The organism is Paenirhodobacter sp. YD-8 (genome assembly GCF_056590935.1).
The window spans coordinates 2,811,517-2,834,966 of record NZ_CM152649.1; the positions used below are offsets into that span (position 1 = coordinate 2,811,517).

Consider the following 23,450-nt stretch of genomic DNA (forward strand, 5'->3'; position numbering starts at 1 on the left):
ACAGACTGCTGCGCCGCCCCGCTCAGGGCCAGCGCAGCAGCATCGGCGCGTTCAGCGCCATCGCCGCCTGATGCGGGGCGAGCCAGTCCTCCGCCCCGCTCGCGATCTCGCCGATCAGCGCGAAATAGACGAGGCGGGCCCGGGCCCGGGCGGGCTCGGCCGGCACCCCGGCGCTTTCGATCAGCTCCTGCAGATAGGCGCAGCGCCGCGCATCGGCGCGCCCGAGCGCCGCGCGCACCTGCGCATCGGCCGCCCCCCAGCCCCGCATCGCCGCCTCGAGCCGCAGATCGAGCCCGCTCAGCGCCGCCGAAAGCCGCGCCAGCCGCTCCTCGGGCGGGCCGCCCGCCGCCTCGACCTCGGCGATCACCGCGCCGGTCTGGCGCTGTTCCCAGACCTCGAGCATCGCCGCCAGAAGCGCCTCGCGCCCGGGGAAATGCCAGTAGAAACTGCCCTTGGTGACCGAAAGCCGCTTCGCCAGCAGCTCGACGCGCACCGCCGCAAGCCCGCCCTGCGCCAGCGCGGCCAGCCCCGCATCCACCCATGACTGACGATCGAGACGCTCCATGCGCGCACCATACGGTGCCGTATTGACCCGGGCAAGCCACTGCGCTACGTCTGCACCATACGCAACCGTATGGTGCATTCATGGACTGGCGCCTGCTTCTGGCCTCTGCCCTCGTCGCAACGATCGCCCTCGCGCATTCCGTGCAGGGGGAACGGCGCCTGCGCGCGCCCGATGGCCTTCCGCCGGGCACGCCGCGCGGGCTGCGCCCTGGCTGGCACCTCGCCTCGACGCTGCTGCTGGCCGGCGCAGGGATCGTGTCGGTTCTGGCCGCAGCACCACAGGCCCCCGCCGCGCCGCGGCTCGCCGGGCTCCTCGGCGGCACCGCCGCGGCGATCCTGCTGGCGATTGCGGCGCTGCATGGCTGGTGGGCGCTCGCCGGAACGCGGGGGCTGCGCGCGGTGATCCCCGAGCGCGACGACGGCACGCCGCTGTTCCGGCCGGGGCGGATCGGCACCGCCGCCGTGGCGCTGGCCCTTGCGGGCGCAAGCGGGCTTGTCGCGCAACAGGCGCTCGGCCTGCCCGGCCCCGTCCCCGCGGCCCTGCTCCGCCCGGGCGGCCTGCTGCTTGCGCTCGCGCTGATCGCGCGGGCCGTGGGCGAGCGCCACTATCTCGGCCTGTTCAAGACCCGGCGGCAGTCGCTCTTCGCGCTGCTCGACACCGGCCTTTACACGCCGCTGTGCCTGTTTCTGGGCCTCGCCACCGCCGCGATCTGGCTGGCCTGAGCCCACCGCGCCCGCGCGCCTTGCTTGACAGTCGCGCCGCGCCCGCCGAATCTGGCCTCAGGCTCGAGGAGGCCGGAGGAACCGCATGAACCGCCCCCCCAGACAGCGGGGCAGCACCAAGCGCGATCTGGTGCTGTGCTCGTGGCTGCGCTCGCAGGGCGCGGGCGGGCTCGATGCGCGCACCCATGCCCCAAGCGTCGGCGCCGACGAGTTCAGCCGCATCCTCGACGGCAACGACCGGCTGCGCGCGGCGGCGGGAACCCTGCTCGACCGCACGCGGGGGATGCTCGACGGCAGTGACGCGCTCCTGCTGCTGTGCGACGCGGGCGGGGTGGTGATGGAGGCGGTCGGTGGCCTGCAGGGGCGACGCCGGGGCGAGCGCAATAACCTGCAACCCGGCGGCTGCTGGAGCGAAAGCGCAATCGGCACCAATGCGATCGGCACCGCGCTGCACCTGCGCCAGCCGGTGACGATCAGCGATGACGAGCATTTCTGCACCGCGATCCGGCACTGGGCCTGCGCCGCGGTGCCGCTGCACGATCCGCTCGACGGCACGCTTCTGGGGGTGGTCGACATTTCCGGCACCCCCGGGGCGGGGTTCGGCACGGCCGGCGCGCTTGCCACGGCGCTTGCCGCGCAGATCGAGGGCACGCTGCGCGACACCGAGCTACGCATGCACCGCGCACTGATCGAGCAGCTGCTCGCCAGCCGGCCGCGCCGGCAGGGCGACGAGATGATGCTGCTCGACCGCTTCGGCCGGCTGGTCTGGGCGAGCGAAGCCTTTGCGGATTGCGCCGCGCACAGCGGCCTGCCCGCGCCCGAGACGCTGCGCCGCCTCGCCGCGGCGCGCGAGGGCGATGCGGCACAGGCCGCGACCTTGCTGCGCGACCGGCTGCCCGGCGCCGATGTCGACCTTCTGGGCCGCCCCGGCGCGCCACTCGGCCTTGTGGTGACCCTGCCGCCCGCGCCGCGCCGGCCGGCGCGCGGCACCGCAGACGGGCTGACGCTGGCGCGGATCGCGGCGGCAAGCCCCGCCCTTGCGCCGCTTTGCGCCTCGGCCCGGAAGTTCCACGAACGCGCCATCGCCCTGACCCTCGAGGGCGCGCCGGGCACCGGCAAAAGCACCCTCGCCCGCGCCCTGCACGCGGCCTGCGGCGGCCCCGGACGGCCGTTCGAGACGCTCGACTGCAGCGCCCTCGAGGCCGAGAGCCTGCGCACCGACCTGCGGGCGGGCAGCGGGCCGCTCACGCAGGGCACGCGCGGCGGCACGCTGTGCCTGAGCGAACCCGCGCGCACCCCGCCCGAGGCGCAGCCGCTGCTTGCCCAGCTGCTCGAACGGCTGACCGAGCGCAGCGCGGCCCCGGTCCGGCTGATCGCGCTTGCCAGCGCGCCGCTGGCCGAGGCGGTGCGGCAGGGCACGCTGTCGCGCGAGCTGCAGCTGCGCTGCGCGGGGGCGGTGCTGCGCCTGCCGACCCTCGCCGAGCGGCGCGACGAGATCGGCCCGCTGGTGCAGCATTTCGCCCGGCTCTGCGCCCCGGCCGGGCTGCGCCCGCTGCGCTTCAGCCCGGTCGCGCTCGAGGCGCTGCGCCGCTACGACTGGCCCGGCAACCTGTGGGAGATGCGCGACCTGATCGCCGCACTCGAGACCGAGCGCAGCGAGGGCGGGGTGCGGGTGATCGGCCCGGGCGATCTGCGCGCCGACATCCGCGCGAGCACGGCGCCGCCGGCGCCACGCCTGCATGAAAGCGAAAAGGCAGCGATCCTGAGCGCCGTGGCCGAGGCGGACGGCAACCTCAGCCGCGCCGCGCGCCGGCTCGGCATCGCGCGCTCGACGCTCTATCTCAAGCTCGAGCAATACGGCCTGCGCCGTCCGGCACGGCGCTGACACCCCCGCGCCGGGGCCGGAGTGTCCGAAAATCGGACAGAAGCCTGCCCTGCCCCGCCCTTCCGGCCCCTCTCGCCCGCCTTCTATGCTCCGGCATGCAATCGCATGCTGAAATCGAGTGAGGAGGCTTCGAGATGAAAGCACTGGTGTTCCGCGGTCCCGGCCAGAAGGAATGGGTCGAGAAGGATCGGCCGACGATCCTGAAACCGACCGACGTGATCGTGAAGATCAGCAAGACCACGATCTGTGGCACCGACCTGCACATCCTGAAGGGCGATGTGCCGACCGTGGCGCCGGGCCGCACGCTTGGCCACGAGGGCGTCGGCATCGTCGAGGAGGTCGGCGACGCGGTGGTGAACTTCAAGACCGGCGACACGGTGCTGATCTCCTGCGTCACCTCCTGCGGCAAATGCCCGAACTGCAAGCGCCATCTCTATGCCCATTGCGACGATGGCGGCTGGATCCTCGGCCACATGATCGACGGCACGCAGGCCGAATACGTGCGTATCCCGCATGCCGACCATTCGTTGCACCCGATCCCGGCGGGGGCCGACGAAGAGGCGCTGGTGATGCTGTCGGACATCATGCCGACCGGCTTCGAGATCGGCGTGCAATACGGCCATGTGAAGCCCGGCGACACCATCGCCGTGGTCGGCGCCGGCCCGGTGGGGATGTCGGTGCTGCTGACCGCGCAGTTCCTCTCGCCCGGCCGGATCATCATGATCGACATGGACCCGGCGCGGCTCGAGCTTGCCCGTCAGTTCGGCGCCACCGACACGATTCAGGTCGGCAGCGAGGATGTGGTGGCGCGGATCATGGAGATGACGCATGGCAAGGGCGTCGACGTGGCGATCGAGGCGGTCGGCGTGCCGGCAACCTTCGACACCTGCCAGAAGATCGTCGCGGCCGGCGGCAACATCGCCAACGTCGGCGTGCACGGCAAGCCGGTCGAGCTGCACATCGAGGAACTCTGGATCAAAAACATCAACATCTCGATGGGGCTGGTGAACACCAACACCACGCCGATGCTGCTGAAGACGCTCGGCAATGCCCGGGTCGACCCGGCAAAGCTCGTCACCCACCGCTTCAAGCTCGACGAGATGATGACCGCCTATGACGTGTTCGCCAATGCCGCACGCGAAAAGGCGATGAAGGTGATCCTGAGCGCCTGAGCGCGCTCGGACGGCGATCCGGCCGGGATGCCCCGGCCGGGTCCTGCGCGGCCGCGCGGCTCAGACGCCCGCGGCCTCGACCCCGGTCAGGAAGTCGGACACGGTGCGCAGGCACAGCTCCTTTTCCTCGACATGGGGCATGTGGGCCGAGTGCTCGAACAGCACCCAGCGGGCGCCGGGGATATTCTCGACCAGGGGCTTCGTCACCAGCGGCGTCGCCTCGTCATACTTGCCCGAGATCACCAGCGCCGGCACGTTCACCAGATGCAGCCGGTCCTCGATCGTCCAGTCCTTCATCGTGCCGATGACGTGGAACTCGGTCGGCCCGTTCATCGCGCGATAGACGGTGTTGTCGAGATCCATCAGTTCGAAGGTGCGGGTCACCTCGGGCGGCCAGGGGTCAAGCCGGCAGACGTGGCGCAGATAGAAGACGCGCGAGGCGGCCAGATAGTCCGGATCGGTCAGCGTGCCCGCAGCCTCGTGGCGCAACAGCGTCTGCTGCACCTCGGCCGGCAGTTCGGCGCGCAGCCGGTTCGCCTCGGCGACCCAGGTCGGCATGCTGGCCAGACTGTTGGCGAAGATGATCGCCTTCAGCCCCGCGGGCCGGCGCACCGCATGCTCGCCGCCCAGCATCCCGCCCCAGGACTGGCCGAGATAGGCATAGCGGTCGCGGATGCCCAGATGGTCGAGCAGGTGGTCGAGCTCGTCGAGGAACAGATCGACCGTCCAGAACTCGGGCCCCTTCTCGGGCAGGTGGGTGGAATTGCCGTTGCCGAGCTGGTCGTAATGGATCACCGCCCGGCCATCGAGCGCGGCGATCTCCCTGAAGCTGTCGACATAGTCATGCGTGCAGCCCGGCCCGCCATGCGCGATGACGAGCGGCAGCTTGCCGTTCTCAAGATCGCCGGTGACCCGATACCAGGTCTGCCAGTCGCGAAACGGCATGAAGCCCTCGCGCGTCGGAAGTTCCGCCTGCGTCCGATCCTGCATCTTCGCCCTCCTGTGCCGGTCCCCGAAACTCTATCGGCGGCGGCAGGCGGCGAGCAGCTATCAAAAATGAGGGGGTCAGATCAGCCCGCGCCGCACCGCCTCGGCCACGGCATGGCTGCGGTTGCGCGCGCCGAGCTTGCGCACCGCGGCGTTGAGATGCATCACCACCGTCGGCACCGAGCGCTCGATCAGCCGCGAGGTCTCCTTGGCCGAAAGCCCGCGCGCGGCATGGTCGAGGCATTCGCGCTCGCGCGCGCTCAGCACCGGGCGGGCGGCGGTCAGCCGCCGTCCGGGCGAGCCGATCTCGTTCTGGAACGCCTGCGCCATCAGCGCAAAGCCCGGCAGAACCTGCAGTGCGACGCGGCCGAAGGCCTGTCCGGGCCCGTTCCACAGCCCGTTCACCGTGACATAGCCGCCATCGGGCAGATGGATCGGCACGGTGATGCCATTGACGAAGCCGCTCGCCGAGATGAACTCGACCACCGGGCGGGAATGCTTGGTCAGATAGCTCTGGCTCAGCTCGCCCGCCTCGGCGTCATAGCTCCAGATGAAGGGCGCGACCGAATTCACCGCCACCGCCTGCACCGGATCGTGGCGCGCATAGCCGCGCCCGCACCAATAGTCGATCATCCCCGGATCAAGATTGCGCACCACCATCACCGAGGGCGGCATCACCGCCCCGTCCGCCTCGTGCCGCGCGGGGGTGTAATCATAGATCAGCGCCGCCGCACCGAAGCCGCGCGCGACCTCGAAGAAGCGGTCCACCCCGCCCTCGAGCGTCTCCGCCCCGAGCCCGGGCCCGAAGCCTCCGACCAGATGCGAGGCAACCGTCAGCATCGCCGTCCCCCTGAACCGCTCCGGTCGCCGGACCGGGCCACTATCATTTTTGATAGGTTACGCGGGACCGAGCCTTGCCACAATATCGACAGGCAGAGCGCCCGGTGCGCCCGAAACGTGAGAAACGATGCCGACCCGTGGCGAATGGCCTGAAATTCGAGCAGTCTTCTTGTGCGATCCGTCCTGCCCCGCGGACGGTCCGACCTGCTCCGGCCGCCGCCGCGACTCGGGAAAAAACACCGTGCAGCGCAGGGGCCTTCCCCGCCCTGCCCGGACAAAACAATCCAACAAGGAGTTGACCATGATCACGAAGCTCACCCCCGCGCGCCCCGGACGCTGGGCGGCGACGGTCGCGACGATCGCCCTTCTGGCCGGGCTCGCGCCCGGCTTCGCCACGGCTCAGGACGCGCATCGCGGCGGCACGCTCAGGCTGGTGTCGGTGTCCTCGCAGGGCACGCTCGACCCGCATGTGAACTACACCTCGCAGTTCTGGCAGCTGTATGCCTTCCTCTATGACGGGCTCGTCGGTTTCAAGAAGGTCGGCGGCCCGGAAAGCAAGGAGGTCGTCGCCGATCTCGCCGCGGCCCTGCCCGAGGTGTCGAACGATGGCAAGACCTATACCTTCACCCTGCGCAAGGGGGTGAAGTTCTCAAACGGCAAGGAGATGACCACCGACGACGTGGTGGCCTCGTTCCAGCGCATCTTCAAGGTGCTGGGCCCGACCGCGGGCACCTTCTACAACGGCATCGTCGGCGCCGATCAGTGCCTTGCCGCGCCCGCCGACTGCACGCTTGCGGGCGGCATCGTGGCCGACAAGGCCGCCGGCACGGTGACGATCAACCTCGTCGCGCCCGATCCGGAATTCCTGTTCAAGCTGAGCGCGCCGCATGCCTCGATCCTGCCGGCCGAGACGACGGCCAAGGACAACGGCAACGCGCCGATCCCGGGCACCGGCGCCTACATGGTGAAAAGCTACGATCCGAACAACTCGATGGTGATCGTGCGCAACCCGGCCTTCAGCGAATGGAGCAAGGACGCGCAGCCCGAGGGCCATGTCGACGAGATCGACTATACCTTCGGCGGCACCGAGGAAGCCGCGGTGAACGCGATCCTGAACGGCCAGGCCGACTGGATGTTCGACCAGCCGCCGGCCGACCGTCTGGCCGAACTGAGCACCGCCGCCCCCGACCAGATCCACCTCGCGCCGCTGTCGGCGTGGTGGTACGCGCCGATGAACGTGAACCTCGCGCCCTTCAACGACGTGCGCGTGCGCCAGGCGCTGAACTATGCCATCGACCGCGACGCGCTCGTCTCGCTCTTCGGCGGCCCGGCGCTCGCGCAGCCCGTCTGTCAGGTGCTGCCGCCCGAGTTCCCGGGCCATGTCGATCAGTGCCAATACACGCTCGATCCCGGCGACAGCTGGAGCGCGCCCGACATGGACAAGGCGATGCAGCTGGTCGAGGAAAGCGGCACCAAGGGCGAGAAGGTCACCATCGTGACCGAGGACAACGCCGCCTCGCGCGGGATCGGCACCTATCTGCAGTCGGTGCTGAGCGATCTGGGCTACGAGGCCGCGGTGCAGACGATCTCGGGTGACATCCAGTTCACCTATATCCAGAACACCAACAACAAGGTGCAGCTGTCGATCAGCCAGTGGTATGCCGACTATCCGGCCGCCTCGAACTTCCTCAACGTGCTCTTCGGCTGTGACTCGTTCCACCCCGGTTCGGATGCCTCGATCAACATCGCGGGCTTCTGCGACAAGGGCATCGACGACCGGATGAAGGCTGCGATCGCGCTTGGCGCGACCGATCAGGCCGCCGCCGATGCGGAATGGGCGAAGATCGACGGCGCGGTGATGGAGGCCGCGCCGGCGCTGCCGCTCTTCACCCCGAAGCAGGTCGACCTGCTCAGCACCCGGGTCGGCAACTATGCCTTCTCGAACCAGTATCACTGGCTGATCGCGAACGCCTGGGTGCAGTGAGCCGCGACAAGAACAGGGGCCCGAGATGACGACCGACCAACCCGAAACGGGCTCCATGCCTCCGGCCGATGCGGCCGGGGGCGCGCTGCCGCCGCCCGCCGGCCCCTGGCGCCGTGCGCTTCAGGGCCTTGCCTCGAGCCGCACCGCGGTGCTCTCGGGGCTCGGTCTTGTGCTCATCGTGCTGGCGACGGTGCTGGCGCCGGTCTATGCGAAACATGTCGCGCAGACCGATCCCTTCCGCTCGGGGCTAAGCGCCAAGATCATGATCGACGGCAAGCGCAGCCCGGTGATGGAGCGCTCGACCGAGGGGCTTGGCCTTGGCGTCACGCCGATCGGGCCGACCTGGGGGCCGCAATACTTCCTCGGCGCCGACAACCAGGGCCGCGACGTCGCGGCGCGGCTGCTCTATGGCGGGCAGAATTCGCTGATCATCGCCGGGGCGGCAACGCTGCTGTGCCTGGTCTGCGCCGCGGTGATCGGCATCGTCGCGGGCTATGCCGGCGGCAGGGTCGATACCGTGCTGTCGAACCTGATCGACATGATCTGGGCCTTTCCGGTCTATCTGCTGGCGATCTCGCTCTCGATCGTGATGCTCGGCAAGACCTTCGAGATCGGACCGATCCACATCAGTTCCTCGAGCCTCGTGGTGCCGATCATCATCATCGGGCTGGTCTATGTGCCCTATGTCGCGCGGCCGGTGCGCGGCCGGGTGATCGCCATCACCAACAGCGACTTCGTGCTGGCCGCGCGCGGGCTTGGCATCCGCCCCTCGCGCATCCTGTGGCGCCACATCCTGCCCAATGTCGCGACCACGCTGATCGTCTTTGCGCCGATGCTGATGGCGCTGAACATCGTCACCGAAAGCTCGCTGTCCTTCCTGTCGGTCGGCGTGCAGGCGCCGAATGCCAGCTGGGGCACGATCTTGCAGGACGGTCAGGCGCTGCTCTACTCGCGCCCGGTCGTGTCGATGGCGCCCGGCATCGCGATCATGGTGACGGTGATGCTGCTCAACCTGTTCGGGGACGTGCTGCGCGACATCCTCGACCCGAAATCCGTGCGGGGGCGCTGATGCTGGCCGTGATCCTGTCGCGCCTCGCGCGGATGGTGGTGGTGATGTTCGGCATCAGCGTCATCACCTTCCTGATCTTCTTCGCCACCCCGGGCGCCGACCCGGCGGCGCGCATTGCCGGCCGCAACGCCGCCCCCGAGACGGTGACCGCCGTGCGCCACGACTTCGGCCTCGATCGGCCGATCTGGGTGCAATACGGGGTGATGATGCGCAAGATGTTCGTCACCGGCGACCTGACCTCCTTCGTCAACCGCGGCCAGAAGATCGTGCCGACGCTGACCGCCGCCGCGCCGGTGACGCTGTCGCTCGTCGCGGGGGCCGCGGTGCTGTGGATGGCGCTTGGCGCCGCCACCGGGATCATCGCCGCCGCCTTCAAGGACCGGCTGCCCGACAAGACCCTGATGGGCGTGTCGATGATGGCCGTCGCCATGCCGGTGTTCTGGGTGGGCGAGATGGTGAACCTTGTCACCCAGAGCCGGCTGCATGACACCTGGGCCTTCTCCTGGGTGCCGCCGCTTGGCTATGTGCCGCTGAGCGAAAGCCCGGCGCGCTGGTTCCTCGCCCTCGTCTTCCCGTGGATCACGCTCTCGTTCCTCTACATCGGGCTTTACGGCCGGATGCTGCGCACCGGCATCATCGAGACCTATCAGGAAGATTATATCCGCACCGCCCGCGCCAAGGGGCTGACGGCGCGGCGGGTGCTGCTCAAGCATGCCACCCGCGCCGCGATCATCCCGGTCGTCATCATGTTCGGCATGGATTTCGGCGTGCTCGTCGGCGGCGCCGCGGTGCTGACCGAGGTCGTCTTCGGCCTGAACGGCGTCGGCCGGCTGACCTATCAGGCGCTGAAGGTGCTCGACCTGCCGATGATCATGGCCGCGGTGCTCTACGCCTCCTTCTTCGTCGTGCTCGCGAATGCGGTCGTCGACCTTCTGTGCATCCTGATCGACCCGAGGCTGCGGCGCAAATGACCGAAAGACCGACCTTCCCCCTGCCCGGCGCCGCCACCCCCGGCGCGCCCTCCCCGATCCTGTCGATCCGTGACCTGCGTGTCGCCTTCCAGGGCGCACGCGGCGCCTGGCATGAAGTGGTGCACGGGCTGTCGCTGACCGTCGCGGCGGGCGAGACCGTCGCGCTGGTGGGTGAATCCGGCTCCGGCAAGAGCGTCACCTCGCTTGCGCTGATGCGGCTTCTCGACCCCGCGACCAGCCGCATCACCGGCCAGGTCACGCTGGACGGCGCCGAGGTGCTGTCGCTCTCCGAGGCCGAGATGGTCGCACGGGTGCGCGGCCGCATTGCGGCGATGATCTTCCAGGAGCCGATGACCAGCCTGCACCCGATCTACACGGTCGGCGAGCAGCTGATCGAGGCGCTGTGCTGCCACCGCCCGATGCCGCGCGCCGAGGCGCGCCGCGCCGCCGTCGCGCTGATGGAGCGGGTGCGCATCCCCGATGCCGCGCGCCGGCTCGATGACTATCCGCACGCCTTCTCGGGCGGGATGCGACAGCGGGTGATGATCGCGATGGCGCTGGCCTCGCGGCCGAAGCTGCTGATCGCGGACGAACCGACGACCGCGCTCGATGTCACCGTTCAGGGCGAGATCCTGTCGCTTCTCAAGGAGTTGCAGGAAGACTACGGGATGGCGATGCTGTTCATCACGCATGACATGGGGGTGGTGGCCGAGATGGCCGACCGCACCGTGGTGATGCTGCGCGGCGATGTCGTCGAGGAAGGCCCGACGGCGCAGGTGTTCCACGCGCCGCGCGCGCCCTACACCCGCGCGCTTCTGGCAAGCGTGCCGGCGCTCGGCTCGATGCGGGGCGAACCGGTGCCGCTGCGCTTTCCCGCGATCGATCCGGCGAGCGGGGCCGCGACGCCGGGCCTGCCGCTCGCCCGCCAGCCCGACCTCGGCACGCCGCTTCTCGAGGTGCGCGACCTCGTCACCCGTTTCGACGTGCGCGGCGGGCTGCTGCGGCGCAAGGTGGCGCGGGTGCATGCGGTCGAGAACGTCTCCTTCGCGATCCATCCGGCCGAGACGCTGGCGCTGGTGGGCGAGTCGGGCTGCGGCAAGTCGACCACCGGGCGCTCGATCATCCGGCTTGCGGGGGGCACCTCGTCGGGCTCGGTGCAGCTGGATGCGACCGAACTCTTCACCCTCTCGCCCGGCCGGCTGCGGCTGCAGCGGCGCGAGATCCAGATGATCCCGCAAGACCCGCTCGCCAGTCTCAACCCGCGCATGACGATCGGCGAGGCGCTGGTCGAGCCCTTCCTCGAGCACCGCATGGGCCCCGCCACCGAGGCCCGCGCCAAGGCCGCCCGGCTGATGGATCAGGTCGGGCTGAGCCCCGCCATGCTCGAGCGCTTTCCGCATGAATTCTCGGGCGGGCAGCGGCAGCGGCTGTGCATCGCCCGCGCGCTGATGCTCGACCCGCGGGTGATCATCGCCGACGAAAGCGTCTCGGCGCTCGATGTCTCGGTGAAGGCGCAGGTGGTGAACCTGCTGCTCGACATCCAGGAGCGCACCGGCATCGCCTTCCTCTTCATCTCGCATGACATCGCGGTGGTCGAGCGGATCAGCCATCGCATCGCGGTGATGTATCAGGGCGAGATCGTCGAGATCGGGCCGCGCGCCGCGGTGATGGAGACGCCGCAGCACCCCTATACCCGCCGCCTGATCGAGGCGGTGGCCGTGCCCGACCCGGCCCGGCGTCACCTGCGCCGCACACAGCCGCCGTCCGAGCTGATGAACCCGATCCGCCCGCTCGATTTCGTGCCGCCCGAACGGCGCTACCGCGAGGCCGGCCCCGGCCATTTCGTGCGCGAGGACTGATCCGGGCGGCCCGCCCGGCCGCCCTCCCCCGTTTTTCCCTGAGGTCTTGATCCCATGCCCGTCACCCTGTCCGCCGTTGCCACCACGTCCCGCACGCTTGTCCTGCCGCTCGATGCGACGCTCGCCCTTGGGCCGCGCGCCGCGGCCCTTGATGCCGCGGCGGGCGGCGCGATCACCCGCGCGCTTGCCGCCGCCCGCTTCACTGCCGCCGAGGGCACCTGCCTCGACCTCTTCGCGCTGCCGGGTCTTGATGCCGCGCGAGTCGTGGTGCTGGGCCTCGGCGCGCCCGGCGCCGGGGCGCTGGCCGCCGCGCGCGCGGGGGCCGCGCTTGCCCGCCATCTGGAGACCGCCGGCGAAAGCACCGCGACGCTGATCTTCGACGGCACGGATGCCGCGCAGCTTGCGGCGCTGGTGCATGGCGTCCGGCTGGGGAACTATCGTTTCGGGCTGACCGCGCAGGGAGAAAGCCCCTTCGCGCTGAGCCTGACACTTGCCACCGATCTCGAGCCCGGCGCGGCGCTCTCGCGGATGGAGGCGGTGGCCGAGGGCGTGTGCCTTGCCCGCGACCTGGTGAACTATCCGGCCAGCCACCTGAACCCCGACAGCTTCGCCGATTTCCTTGCCCCGCTTGCCGCCGCCGGCATCGCGATCGAGGTGCTCGATGCCGAGGCGCTGGAGCGGATGGGCATGAACGCCGTGCTCGCCGTCGGCGCGGGCTCGGCCCGCGCGCCGAAGGTGATCGTGCTGCGCTATCGCCCGGCGGGCAGCCCCGCCGCGCCGATCGCGCTGGTCGGCAAGGGGATCTGCTTCGACGCCGGCGGGCTGGCGATCAAGTCAGGGCCGCAGATGTTCGACATGCGCGCCGACATGAGCGGTGCCGCCGCGGTCGCGGGCACCATGCTGGCCCTTGCCCGGCAGGGCAGCCGCGAGCATGTCGTGGGCGTTCTGGGCATCGCCGAGAACCTGCTCTCGGGCAGCTCCTACAAGCCCGGCGACATCGTCACCACCTTCGCCGGCAGGACCGTCGAGGTCTATGACACCGATTGCGAGGGGCGCATGGTCCTGGCCGACATCCTTGCCCTTGCCGCGCGCAGCGAGCCCCGGGTGATCGTCGATCTCGCGACGCTGACCTATTCGGTGATGCAGGGGCTGGGCCATGTCTTCGCCGGGCTCTTCGCCACCGACGACGGGTTGGCCGAGGCACTGCTGCGCGCCGGCGAGACGGTGGGCGAGCGGTTCTGGCGGCTGCCGCTCGATCCGGCCTATCAGGAGGCGCTGCGCTCGCCGGTGGCCGATCTGCGCCAGCACGCCGAGGACCTGCACGACGGCGACGCGCCCCATGCCGCGGCCTTCCTGCACGCGTTCACCGGCGGCTTCCCCTGGGCGCATCTCGACATCGCCGGCAAAGAGCTTGCGGCGAAGGAGATGCCCCTTGCCCGCCGCGGCGGCACCGGCTTCGGCGTGCGCCTGCTCGAGGAATGGATCGCCGGCCTCGCCCCCGCCGAGGGCTGACGCCCCCGACTCCGCCGCGGGCGGGCGCCCCGGACGAGCCCGCCCCGGCACCGAACACGAGACAAATCTCGATTAATTTCTGACCGTTCATCATCCAGAATGATCAGAAATTGCGCCAAAATCCGCGACATCGCCGCGCAGCACCTGTCCATTCGGACCATCGGCCGATTTTACGCTTGTCTCGCGCGGCCGGCCGATGCCAGCTTCAGGGCACATCGGACACTCCCGAACGGCATTCGCGCCTCGCTTCGACACCGCCTCCCGCGGCTCGTCGGCGGGGCGTTTTTGCGTTTCGGACATCGCACAGGCGTCAGGCGGACATGAAGACACAGGTCGAACTCGGATTGCTCTACTCCCGTTCCGGGAGCTATTCGCTGATCTCCGAGGCCTGCCGCACCGGGGCGCTGAGCGCCATCGACCATATCAACGCCGATCCCGCGGTTCCGCTGCGCTTCGTGCCGGTCGAGCGCGACCCGCGCGGCAATATCGACGCCTACGGCCCGCTGTGCGAGGAAATCCTGCGCGACAGCTCGGCGCGGCACGTGATCGGCTGCGTCACCTCCTGGAGCCGCAAGGAGGTGATCCCGACCCTCGAGAAGGCCGGCGGCACGCTGTGGTATCCGGTGCCCTATGAGGGCTTCGAGGCCTCGGACCACGTCGTCTACACCCACGCTTGCCCGAACCAGCACCTGCTGCCGCTGCTGGGCTGGGCCTTCGCCCGGCTCGGCCGGCGCGGCTATTTGACCGGCTCGAACTACATCTGGGGCTGGGAGATGAACCGGCTGGCGCGCGAGGTGATCTCGGGCGCGGGCGGCGAGGTGCTGGGCGAGCGCTATTTGCCGCTCGGCTCGGTCGATATCGGCCGGATGATCGAGGAGATCCGCGCCACCCGTCCCGATTTCATCCTGAACAACCTGATCGGCCCGTCGCAATACGCCTTCCTCGCCGCCTATCGCCGGCTTGGCGAGGAGGTCGCGCATTTCCGCCCCGAGACCTGCCCGATCCTGTCGTGCAACCTCACCGAATGCGAGCTGGCCGCGATCGAGCCCGCCGCGGCCGAGGGGCTGGTCGCCGCCGGCCCCTATTTCCGCGGCGCGACCGGCTGGCCCGGGGCGCAGCGCAGCTTCGGCTCCTCGCACGAGGCGGCGGCCTGGTCGGCGGTGCACCGGCTGGCGCGGCTGCTGTCGGGCCATGCGGGGGCAACGCGCGAAAGCCTCGCGCAGCTGCTCGCCCATGCGCCGGGCGGCACCGAGGGCATCGACCCCGCCACCCATCACACCGAACTGCCGGTGCTGATCGCACAGGTCGAGAACGGCGCCTTCGCGATCCGCGAACGCTTCGCGGCGCGGATGGGCGACCCCTATCTTTCCCATGGGCGCGAGGCGGCGCTGCCCGCCGCGCCGCGGCTGAAGGTGGTGTGATGAAGCGCAAGGTCCGGATCGCGAACCTCGGCGGCGCGCGCGCCTATATCCTGCACCGGCCGCACCCGACGGTGCAGGCGCTCGAGCGCCAGCTGCGCGCCATCGGGCTGACGGTGGTGCAATGCTGGCCCGAGCTGCCGGCCGAGGCGATCGCCGCCGATTTCCTGTTCTTCGACGTCGACCAGGGCTTCGACGAGCAATTCCCCTGGCGCCCGGGCGAAAGCCCGATGCCGATGATCGCGCTGATCGGATCGGAGGCGCCGGGCCGGATCGAATGGTCGCTCGAGGCCGGGGCGCATGCGCAGCTGCTCAAGCCCGTGGGCGACGGCGGCGCCTATTCGGCGCTGCTGATCGCGCGGCTCGCCTTCGAGGCACGGCAGTCGCTCTCGGCACAGATCGCCGATTTGCGCCGGCGCCTCGACGAGCGCCAGACCGTGGTGCGCGCCGTCACCCTGCTGGCCGCGCGCGGCAAGGGCGAGGCCGCGGCCTATGACCAGCTGCGGCAGATGGCGATGGCCTGGCAGGTGAGTTTCGAGGATGCGGCGCGGCGCGTCGTGGCCAGTCATGACAGACAGGAGGACGGCAATGACCGACGTGATCTCGGCTGAGGCCGCCCCGCAACCGCAAGGCGCGCTGCGCCGGCTGCTGCAGCGCAAGCTTGCCCTGATCGGGCTGGCGCTGATCGTGGTGGTGACGGCGGGGGCCATCTTCGCCCCCTGGATCGCCCCCTTCGCGCCCGAGGACCAGATGTTCGACGGGCTCACGCTCGAGGGCGCGCCGATGCCGCCCGGCGACAAGTTCTGGCTCGGCACGGACCTGCTCGGCCGCGACCTGTTCTCGCGCATCCTGTTCGGGGCGCGCACCTCGCTGGTGATCGGCGTGGTGGCGAATGGGCTCGCGCTGCTGATCGGCACGCTGATCGGCGTCACCGCGGGCTATTTCCGCGGCTGGATCGGCGCCGTGCTGATGCGCTTCACCGATCTGATGATGGCCTTCCCGGCGCTCTTGCTGGCGATCTGCCTCGCGGCGATCTTCACCCCCTCGCTGTGGATCGTGGCGATGGTGATCGCGCTGGTGAACTGGGTGCAGACCGCCCGCGTCGTCTATACCGAGACCTCGGCGCTGGCCGAGCGCGAATTCGTCGCGGCCGAGCGCACGCTCGGCGCCGGCACCGCGCGGATCCTGTTTCGCCACATCCTGCCGCATCTGGTGCCGATGATCATCGTCTGGGGCACGCTCGGGATCTCGACCACGGTGCTGCTCGAGGCGACGCTCAGCTATCTGGGCGTGGGGGTGCAGCCGCCGACGCCGAGCTGGGGCAACATCATCTTCGAGAACCAGACCTATTTCCAAGCCGCGCCCTGGCTTGTCTTCATCCCCGGCGCCGCGATCCTTGCGCTCGCGCTGGCCTTCAACCTTGTGGGCGACGCGCTGCGTGACGTGCTCGACCCGACCCAGCGGGGGCGTGACTGATGCTGGCCTATGTGTTCCGCCGCCTCGTGCAATCCGCACTGATCCTGCTTGGCGTGTCCTTCATCACCTTCCTGCTGCTCTATGTGCTGCCCGCCGACCCGGTGCGCCAGATCGCCGGCCGCTCGGCCACCCCCGAGACGGTCGAGAACATCCGCCGCCAGCTGGGCCTCGACCAGCCCTTCGTGGTGCAATACGGCCGCTACCTTGCCGGGCTGTTCCAGGGCGACATGGGGCGCAGCTACCTGCAGAAGACCGAGGTCGCGGCGCTGATCATGGCGCGGCTGCCGGCGACGCTGCTGCTGATGCTGGGCGCGATCCTGGCCGAGCTGGCGATCGGGCTCAGCCTCGGCGTTCTGGCCGCGGTGCGCCGCGGCGGCGCGCTTGACCAGTCGCTGATGATCACCTCCTTCGTCGCGGTCTCGGCGCCGCAATTCGTCGTCGGGCTGCTGCTGCTCTACGTCTTCGCGGTCAAGCTCGGCTGGTTCCCGATCGGCGGCTATGGCCATGCCTCGAACCTCGTGCTGCCGGCGATGACGCTCGGGATCATGGGCTCGGGCTGGTACAGCCGGATGATGCGCTCCTCGATGATCGACGTGCTGCGTTCGGACTACATCCGCACCGCCCGCGCCAAGGGGCTCGGGCGGGCGCAGGTGCTGGCACTGCATGCGATGCCGAACGCGATCCTGCCGATCATCGCGATGATCGGCATCGACATCGGCATCTTCATGTCGGGCATCGTCGTCGTCGAGAGCGTCTTCGGCTGGCCCGGCATCGGCCAGCTCGCCTGGCAGGCGATCCAGCGCGTCGACATCCCGATCATCATGGGCGTCACGCTGGTCTCGGCCTGCGCCATCGTGCTCGGCAACCTTCTGGCCGACCTCGTCACCCCCTTCATCGATCCGCGCATCACGCTGCGCTGAGCCTTTCCCGAAGACCCCGCCTTACGGGGCCCCACTCACGACCACCACCGATCCAACAGACGGAGACCAAGATGAGCCTGATGAACAAGCTGCTGGCGACGAGCGCTCTTGCGGTGTCGCTGTCCTTCGCAAGCCTCGCCGCGGCGCAGGACTATACCCCCGATCCGAACGCCAAACCCGGCGGCAACATCGTCATCACCTACAAGGACGACGTCGCCACGCTCGACCCGGCGATCGGCTATGACTGGCAGAACTGGTCGATGATCAAGTCGATCTTCGACGGGCTGATGGATTACGTGCCGGGCACCACCGAGCTGCGCCCGGGCCTTGCCGAGAGCTACGAGATCTCGCCCGACGGCAAGACCTATACCTTCCACCTGCGCAAGGGCGTGAAGTTCCACAACGGCCGCGAGATGACCGCCGAGGACGTGAAATATTCGCTCGACCGCGTCACCACGCCCGCGACGCAATCGCCCGGCGCGGGATTCTTCGGCTCGATCGCCGGCTATGACGCGATGGCCGACGGCTCGGCCACCAGCCTGTCGGGCGTGACCGTCCTCGACCCCGCCACCGTGAAGATCGAGCTGTCGCGCCCTGACGCCACCTTCCTGCACGTGATGGCGCTGAACTTCTCCTCGGTCGTGCCGAAGGAGGAAGTCGAGAAATGGGGCGCCGATTTCGGCAAGCACCCGGTCGGCACCGGCGCCTTCAAGCTGAGCGACTGGACGATCGGGCAGAAGCTCCTGCTGACGAAGAACGCCGACTACTGGCGCGCCGGCCTGCCCTATCTCGACAGCGTGACCTTCGAGGTCGGCCAGGAGCCGATCGTGGCGCTGCTGCGCCTGCAGAAGGGCGAGGTCGACATCCCCGGCGACGGCATCCCGCCGGCGAAATTCACCGAGGTGATGAACAACCCCGACGAGAAGAAGCAGGTCGTCGTCGGCGGCCAGCTGCAGACCGGCTACATCACGCTGAACGTCGAGATGAAGCCCTTCGACAACGTCGAGGTCCGCCGCGCGATCAACATGGCGATCAACAAGGACCGGATCGTGCAGATGATCAACGGCCGCGCCACCCCCGCGACGCAGCCGCTGCCGCCCTCGATGCCGGGCTACACCAAGGATTACGCGGGCTATGCCTTCGATCCGGCGAAGGCCAAGGCGATGCTGGCCGAGGCGGGCTATCCCGACGGCTTCCAGACCCAGCTCTATGTGATGAACACCGACCCGAACCCGCGCATCGCGCAGGCGATCCAGCAGGATCTGGCGGCGATCGGGGTCAAGGCCGAGATCAAGGCGCTGGCCCAGGCGAACGTGATCGAGGCGGGCGGCACGCCGAAGACCGCACCGATGATCTGGTCGGGCGGCATGGCCTGGATCGCCGACTTCCCCGATCCGTCGAACTTCTACGGCCCGATCCTCGGCTGTGCCGGCGCGGTCGAGGGCGGCTGGAACTGGTCGTGGTACTGCAACAAGGATCTCGATGCCGAAGCCGCCAAGGCTGATTCCATCGTCGATCCGGCAAAGCAGGACGAACGGCTGGCGCTGTGGTCGGACGTCTACATGAAGATCATGCAGGACGCCCCCTGGGTGCCGGTGTTCAACGAGAACCGCTACACGATGAAGTCGGCGCGCATGGGCGGCAGCGATGACCTCTATGTCGATCCGGTCTCGATCCCGGTGAACTATGATTATGTCTATGTGACGGAGTGAACGCATATGTGCAAAGCCTGCGGCTACACGATCCACGGCGCGCAGCACCATTTCGGCTGGGACAACTCGCTTGCCCCGGTCGAGACGGTGGCGCCGGGCGCGACCATCCTCTTCCACTGTCTTGACGCCTCGGCGGGCCAGCTTGGCCCGTCCTCGACGGTCGAGGACGTGAAGACGCTCGATTTCGGCAAGATCAACCCGGTCTCCGGCCCCGTCTATATCGACGGGGCGATGCCCGGCGACGTGCTGAAGGTGACGATCGACAGCTTCGCCCCGCGCGAGGAAGAGGGCACCGCCTGGGGCTGGACGGCGAATATCCCGGGCTTCGGCCTGCTGGCCGACCAGTTCACCGAAGCGGCGCTGAACATCTGGAAATATGACGCCGCCGCACCCGGTCAGGCGCTCTGGGGCCGCCATGGCAAGGTGCCGCTGAAGCCCTTCTGCGGCACCATCGGCGTCGCCCCCGCCGCGCCGGGCCCGCAGTCGATCGTGCCGCCGCGCCGGGTCGGCGGCAACCTCGACATCCGCGATCTGGCGGCGGGCACCACGCTCTACCTGCCGGTCGAGGTCGAGGGCGCGCTGTTCTCGGTGGGCGACACCCATGCCGCGCAGGGCGACGGCGAGGTCTGCGGCACCGCGATCGAAAGCCCGATCGACACCGTGCTGACCTTCGACGTGGTGAAGGGCGAAAGCCTGAAGTTCCCCCGCTTCACCACGCCGGGCCCGGTCACCCGCCATCTCGACACCGCGGGCTACGAGGTCACCACCGGCATCGGTCCCGACCTGATGGTCGCGGCGCGCGATGCGGTCGCGGGCATGGTCGACCTGCTTTCGGCACGGCACGGCATGGCGGCGGTCGACGCCTACATGCTGGTCTCGACCTGCGGCGATCTGCGGATTTCCGAGATCGTCGACATGCCGAACTGGGTGGTCAGCTTCTACTTCCCGCGCAGCGTGTTCGAATGAGCGCCACAGCGGAACTCCGGTCCGGGGCCATCACGGCCCCGGATGCCCCGCCCCGCCCGGTGCTGTCGGTCGAGGGGCTGACGATCTCGGTCCGGGCAGAAGGGCGCGAGCGGGCGCTGGTGCGCGACCTCAGCTTCACCCTTGCACCGGGCGAGACCATCGCCATCGCCGGCGAGAGCGGCTCGGGCAAGTCGCTGACCTCGCTCGCGATCATGGGGCTTCTGCCGCCGCCCGCGCTGCGCGTCAGCGCCGGCGCGATCCGCCTTGACGGCGAGGATCTGACCCGCCTGCCCGAGGGCCGGATGCGGGCCATTCGCGGCAACCGCATCGCGATGATCTTCCAGGAGCCGATGACCTCGCTGAACCCGGTGCTGTCGATCGGGCGCCAGCTTTCCGAGGCGATCCGCGCCCATGCGCCGGTCTCGCGCGCCGAGGCCCGTCGCCGCGCCCTCGAGGCGCTGAAGGCGGTGCGGATCTCGGAACCCGAGCGCCGGCTCGACCAGTTCCCGCACGAGCTGTCGGGCGGCATGCGCCAGCGCGTGATGATCGCGATGGCGCTCGCGCTGCGCCCCGACGTGCTGATCGCCGACGAGCCGACCACCGCGCTTGACGTCACCGTGCAGCGCGAGGTGCTCGACCTGCTGCGCGACCTGCAGCGCGAGATGGGCACCGCGATCATCCTCATCACCCATGACATGGGCGTCGTGGCCGAGATGGCCGAGCGGGTGATCGTGATGAAACAGGGCCAGGTGGTCGAGACCGGCCCGGTCGCGCAGATCTTCGACGCGCCGCAACAGCCCTACACCCGCGACCTGCTGGCCGCGGTGCCGCGGATGGGCGACGGCAGCGGCGCCCCTGCCCCCGCGGCCGAGACAGACCCCGTCGCGCGGCTGCGCGATCTCTGCGTGCGCTTCGACATCCGCGGCGGGTTGCTGTCGCGCGTCACCCACCGTGTCCACGCGGTCGAGGGCGTCAGCTTCGACATCCGCGCCGGCGAGACCTTCTCGCTCGTCGGCGAAAGCGGCTGCGGCAAGTCGACGATCGCCAAGGCGCTGACCGGCCTCGTGCCGCATCAGGGCAGCATCGAAGTGGCGGGCCACCGGCTGGGCGGTCTGTCCCCGCGCGAGATGAAGGCGCTGCGCCGCGACGTGCAGATCGTGTTCCAGGACCCGATGGCGGCGCTTGATCCGCGGATGCGGGTGGGCGATCTGGTGGGCGAGCCGCTTCTCATCCACGGCATCGGCACGCCCGAGACCCGGCGCGCCCGCGTCGCCACGCTGTTCGAGCGGGTCGGGCTCGACCGCGATCAGCTCGACCGCTATCCGCACGAGTTCTCGGGTGGCCAGCGCCAGCGGATCTGCATCGCCCGCGCCCTCGCGCTGCAGCCGAAGCTGATCATCGCCGACGAGAGCGTCTCGGCACTCGACGTCTCGGTGCAGGCGCGGGTGCTCGATCTGCTCGCCGCGCTGAAACGTGAGTTCGGCATCGCCTATCTCTTCATCAGCCATGACATGGCGGTGGTCGAGAACATCTCGGACCGGGTGGCGGTGATGTTCATGGGCCAGATGGTCGAGATGGGCACCCGTGCGCAGATCTTCGGCAACCCGCAGCACCCCTATACCCGGCGGCTGATGGCGGCGGTGCCGGTGCCCGACCCGGGGTTCGAACGGCCGCCGCTGCCGCGTCTGGCGGGCGAGGTGCCAAGCCCGGTCCACCCGCTGGGCGAAGCGCCGCGGCGCCAGATCCTGCGCGACATCGGCGGCGGGCATCTGGTGGCCGGGGCCGACACGGAGGGGCGCTGAGGCGCCCCCCTTGCCCGCCCCTGCGGAACTTGCAAGAAACGCGCATCATGCTGCCCTCCGCCCCCTGCGCCTATACGGTCGACACGCTCGTGCGGATGCACGGTTTCCGGGACTGTCTGACCTCGGCGGCCCATGATCTGCTCGAGACCCATCTGGCGCTGCCGCGCGAGGTCCATTACGTCGCCGACCTGCAGCGCTGGATGCTGAGCCAGATCACCATCGCGCTGCATTTCGAACACCGCCACGACCCGGCCGCCCCGCCGATCTCGCCCGCCAATCTGGTGCGGGCGATCGGCGACAGCGGCATCGCCAGCCGCAACACCGTGCACACCTTCCTGATGGAGATGCGCCGCTATCGCTTCGTCACGCCGCTCGCGCGCGCCGATGGCCGGCAGCGCGCCGTCGAGGCGACCGAGATGAGCGAGGGGCTGATCCGGCGCTATTTCGACATCCACCTGCGCGCGCTCGACCGGCTCGACACCGGCGGGCGCGCGGCGCTTTCCCGGGCGCGGCCCGAGCTGCTGCACGCCGCGCAGCCCCGCTTCGCGCGGCTGCTGGCCGCCCGCCGCGACTGGCACAAGCCGCCCGCCAGCATCGCGAAATTCGTCAGTTCCGATTCCGGCAGCAGCATCCTGCACGACCTGATCGCCGATGTGGCGCCGCTGGCCGAGGACGCGACCGCGCCGGTCTGGGTCGGCACTGTCTCGCCCAAGGTGCTGTCGAGCCGCTACCGGATCTCGCGCACCCATGCGGCACGGCTGTTCGCGCAGGCCCGCGAGGCCGGGCTGATCGGCTGGGCGCGGCCCAGCAACCGCGGGGCGTGCTGGATCGCACCGGCGCTCGTGCGCGACTATCTGCGCTGGCAGGCGATCAAGTTCGCCTGCGCCTCGCAGGCCTTTGCCGAGGCCTGTCTCGGTGCCCCCCCGGCCGCAGCCGGATGAGGAACGCGGAAGGCCCGCGCCCCCCGCCGATCCCTCATTCGTGGATCGTGTACTCACCAAGCTCGCACAGGTTCTGCGTGTCGGTCGTGGTGTCGAGCTCGTCGCCCTGGAATTCGAAGCGCATGTCATAGTCGCAGACGCTGCGGCCATCGGCGATGGTGATCTCCATCGAGTCACCCGGTTCGAGCACCTGATCGCCGAAGACGTCGTCCTCCCAGGCATTGACGCCCACCGGGGAGGTGTAGAAGTTGTTCAGCACCGAATGCGTGCCGTTCGTCAGCGTGAACACCAGATCCTCGGCAAGCACGGGGGTCGACATGCACAGGGCAACAGCCGTCGCGACCAGCGCAACGTTGAACTTTTTCATCTTATTCAACCTTTTAGGGGGTATCGAGGCGAAGCTTCGCGACCAACTGTAGCGCAATGCCCCGGCGAAAAGAAGATCGTGCCGGTTCCATATTTGGGTGCATTTTCCACCTCCACCCGCCCCATCCCCCTTGCGCATGGCTTTTCCCATCGCTCCTCCGGGCCGGTCCTTATTTGAGCAATCTCTCATCCGATGCTGAAAATCATGCAGTCCGGCCCGGCAAAGGCAATCCATTCTTTGCTTGATCCACAATTTTTTTGTTTTTTATGCAAATCGCCTGTA

General features: G+C 69.3%; 20 protein-coding genes. 16 read left to right on the plus strand and 4 right to left on the minus strand.

Annotated elements, in window-relative coordinates:
* Window positions 1-22: 22 nt before the first annotated feature.
* Complete coding sequence (locus tag AC0QTQ_RS13660) at window positions 23-565, minus strand: TetR/AcrR family transcriptional regulator (RefSeq protein ID WP_480257027.1); 543 nt, start codon at window positions 563-565, stop codon at window positions 23-25.
* An 80-nt stretch (window positions 566-645) separates the two neighbouring features.
* Here AC0QTQ_RS13660 and AC0QTQ_RS13665 point away from each other — a divergent pair, with 80 nt between their 5' ends.
* The 3 genes from AC0QTQ_RS13665 to AC0QTQ_RS13675 all read left to right on the plus strand — a co-directional run bounded on the left by AC0QTQ_RS13665 (window position 646) and on the right by AC0QTQ_RS13675 (window position 4,344).
* Entirely contained in the window at window positions 646-1,287 is a 642-nt protein-coding gene (locus AC0QTQ_RS13665; protein ID WP_480257028.1) for a DUF3995 domain-containing protein, read from the plus strand.
* 85 nt (window positions 1,288-1,372) lie between these two features.
* Window positions 1,373-3,172 (plus strand): sigma-54-dependent Fis family transcriptional regulator, encoded by a 1,800-nt coding sequence (locus AC0QTQ_RS13670; protein WP_480257029.1) that lies wholly within the window; start codon window positions 1,373-1,375, stop codon window positions 3,170-3,172.
* A gap of 134 nt (window positions 3,173-3,306) precedes the next feature.
* Window positions 3,307-4,344, plus strand: a complete 1,038-nt coding sequence (locus AC0QTQ_RS13675; protein WP_480257030.1) for a zinc-dependent alcohol dehydrogenase family protein — start codon at window positions 3,307-3,309, stop codon at window positions 4,342-4,344.
* A gap of 60 nt (window positions 4,345-4,404) precedes the next feature.
* Here AC0QTQ_RS13675 and AC0QTQ_RS13680 read toward each other — a convergent pair whose 3' ends face one another.
* Together AC0QTQ_RS13680 and AC0QTQ_RS13685 are read right to left on the minus strand one after the other, a co-directional pair.
* The gene (locus AC0QTQ_RS13680; RefSeq protein WP_121534432.1) at window positions 4,405-5,334 is read right to left on the minus strand and encodes a proline iminopeptidase-family hydrolase; all 930 of its coding nucleotides are present in this window, start codon (window positions 5,332-5,334) and stop codon (window positions 4,405-4,407) included.
* 75 nt (window positions 5,335-5,409) lie between these two features.
* Window positions 5,410-6,171: a helix-turn-helix transcriptional regulator gene (locus tag AC0QTQ_RS13685; RefSeq protein ID WP_480257031.1), complete on the minus strand. Its 762-nt coding sequence runs from the start codon at window positions 6,169-6,171 to the stop codon at window positions 5,410-5,412.
* Between the two features lie 301 nt (window positions 6,172-6,472).
* Here AC0QTQ_RS13685 and AC0QTQ_RS13690 point away from each other — a divergent pair, with 301 nt between their 5' ends.
* The 13 genes from AC0QTQ_RS13690 (at window position 6,473) to AC0QTQ_RS13750 (ending at window position 22,801) form a co-directional block, all read left to right on the plus strand.
* Complete coding sequence (locus AC0QTQ_RS13690) at window positions 6,473-8,155, plus strand: ABC transporter substrate-binding protein (protein ID WP_480257032.1); 1,683 nt, start codon at window positions 6,473-6,475, stop codon at window positions 8,153-8,155.
* 25 nt (window positions 8,156-8,180) lie between these two features.
* Entirely contained in the window at window positions 8,181-9,224 is a 1,044-nt protein-coding gene (locus tag AC0QTQ_RS13695; protein ID WP_480257033.1) for an ABC transporter permease, read from the plus strand.
* Window positions 9,224-10,195, plus strand: a complete 972-nt coding sequence (locus tag AC0QTQ_RS13700; protein ID WP_480257034.1) for an ABC transporter permease — start codon at window positions 9,224-9,226, stop codon at window positions 10,193-10,195. Before AC0QTQ_RS13695 ends, AC0QTQ_RS13700 begins: the two co-directional genes overlap by 1 nt.
* Window positions 10,192-12,054 (plus strand): ABC transporter ATP-binding protein, encoded by a 1,863-nt coding sequence (locus tag AC0QTQ_RS13705; protein WP_480257035.1) that lies wholly within the window; start codon window positions 10,192-10,194, stop codon window positions 12,052-12,054. Before AC0QTQ_RS13700 ends, AC0QTQ_RS13705 begins: the two co-directional genes overlap by 4 nt.
* A 54-nt stretch (window positions 12,055-12,108) precedes the next feature.
* A complete protein-coding gene (locus AC0QTQ_RS13710) occupies window positions 12,109-13,566 on the plus strand; it encodes a leucyl aminopeptidase family protein (RefSeq protein ID WP_480257036.1) in 1,458 nt (485 codons plus the stop codon).
* A 320-nt stretch (window positions 13,567-13,886) separates the two neighbouring features.
* Entirely contained in the window at window positions 13,887-14,987 is a 1,101-nt protein-coding gene (locus AC0QTQ_RS13715) for a transporter substrate-binding protein (protein ID WP_121534438.1), read from the plus strand.
* On the plus strand, window positions 14,987-15,595 hold the full coding sequence (locus AC0QTQ_RS13720) for an ANTAR domain-containing response regulator (RefSeq protein WP_121534439.1): 609 nt from the start codon (window positions 14,987-14,989) through the stop codon (window positions 15,593-15,595). Before AC0QTQ_RS13715 ends, AC0QTQ_RS13720 begins: the two co-directional genes overlap by 1 nt.
* A complete protein-coding gene (locus AC0QTQ_RS13725; protein WP_480257037.1) occupies window positions 15,573-16,460 on the plus strand; it encodes an ABC transporter permease in 888 nt (295 codons plus the stop codon). Before AC0QTQ_RS13720 ends, AC0QTQ_RS13725 begins: the two co-directional genes overlap by 23 nt.
* The gene (locus tag AC0QTQ_RS13730) at window positions 16,460-17,380 is read left to right on the plus strand and encodes an ABC transporter permease (protein WP_480257038.1); all 921 of its coding nucleotides are present in this window, start codon (window positions 16,460-16,462) and stop codon (window positions 17,378-17,380) included. The genes AC0QTQ_RS13725 and AC0QTQ_RS13730 overlap by 1 nt, the downstream gene beginning before the upstream one ends.
* Window positions 17,381-17,460: 80 nt before the next feature.
* Complete coding sequence (locus AC0QTQ_RS13735; RefSeq protein WP_480259236.1) at window positions 17,461-19,092, plus strand: ABC transporter substrate-binding protein; 1,632 nt, start codon at window positions 17,461-17,463, stop codon at window positions 19,090-19,092.
* A 6-nt stretch (window positions 19,093-19,098) separates the two neighbouring features.
* Complete coding sequence (locus tag AC0QTQ_RS13740) at window positions 19,099-20,058, plus strand: acetamidase/formamidase family protein (RefSeq protein ID WP_480257039.1); 960 nt, start codon at window positions 19,099-19,101, stop codon at window positions 20,056-20,058.
* Entirely contained in the window at window positions 20,055-21,860 is a 1,806-nt protein-coding gene (locus AC0QTQ_RS13745) for an ABC transporter ATP-binding protein (RefSeq protein WP_480257040.1), read from the plus strand. Before AC0QTQ_RS13740 ends, AC0QTQ_RS13745 begins: the two co-directional genes overlap by 4 nt.
* Window positions 21,861-21,907: 47 nt before the next feature.
* Window positions 21,908-22,801, plus strand: coding sequence for a hypothetical protein (locus AC0QTQ_RS13750; RefSeq protein WP_480257041.1), 894 nt, complete (start codon window positions 21,908-21,910; stop codon window positions 22,799-22,801).
* Window positions 22,802-22,835: 34 nt separating this feature from the next.
* Here AC0QTQ_RS13750 and AC0QTQ_RS13755 read toward each other — a convergent pair whose 3' ends face one another.
* On the minus strand, window positions 22,836-23,168 hold the full coding sequence (locus AC0QTQ_RS13755; RefSeq protein ID WP_480257042.1) for a hypothetical protein: 333 nt from the start codon (window positions 23,166-23,168) through the stop codon (window positions 22,836-22,838).
* Between the last annotated feature and the right edge of the window lie 282 nt (window positions 23,169-23,450).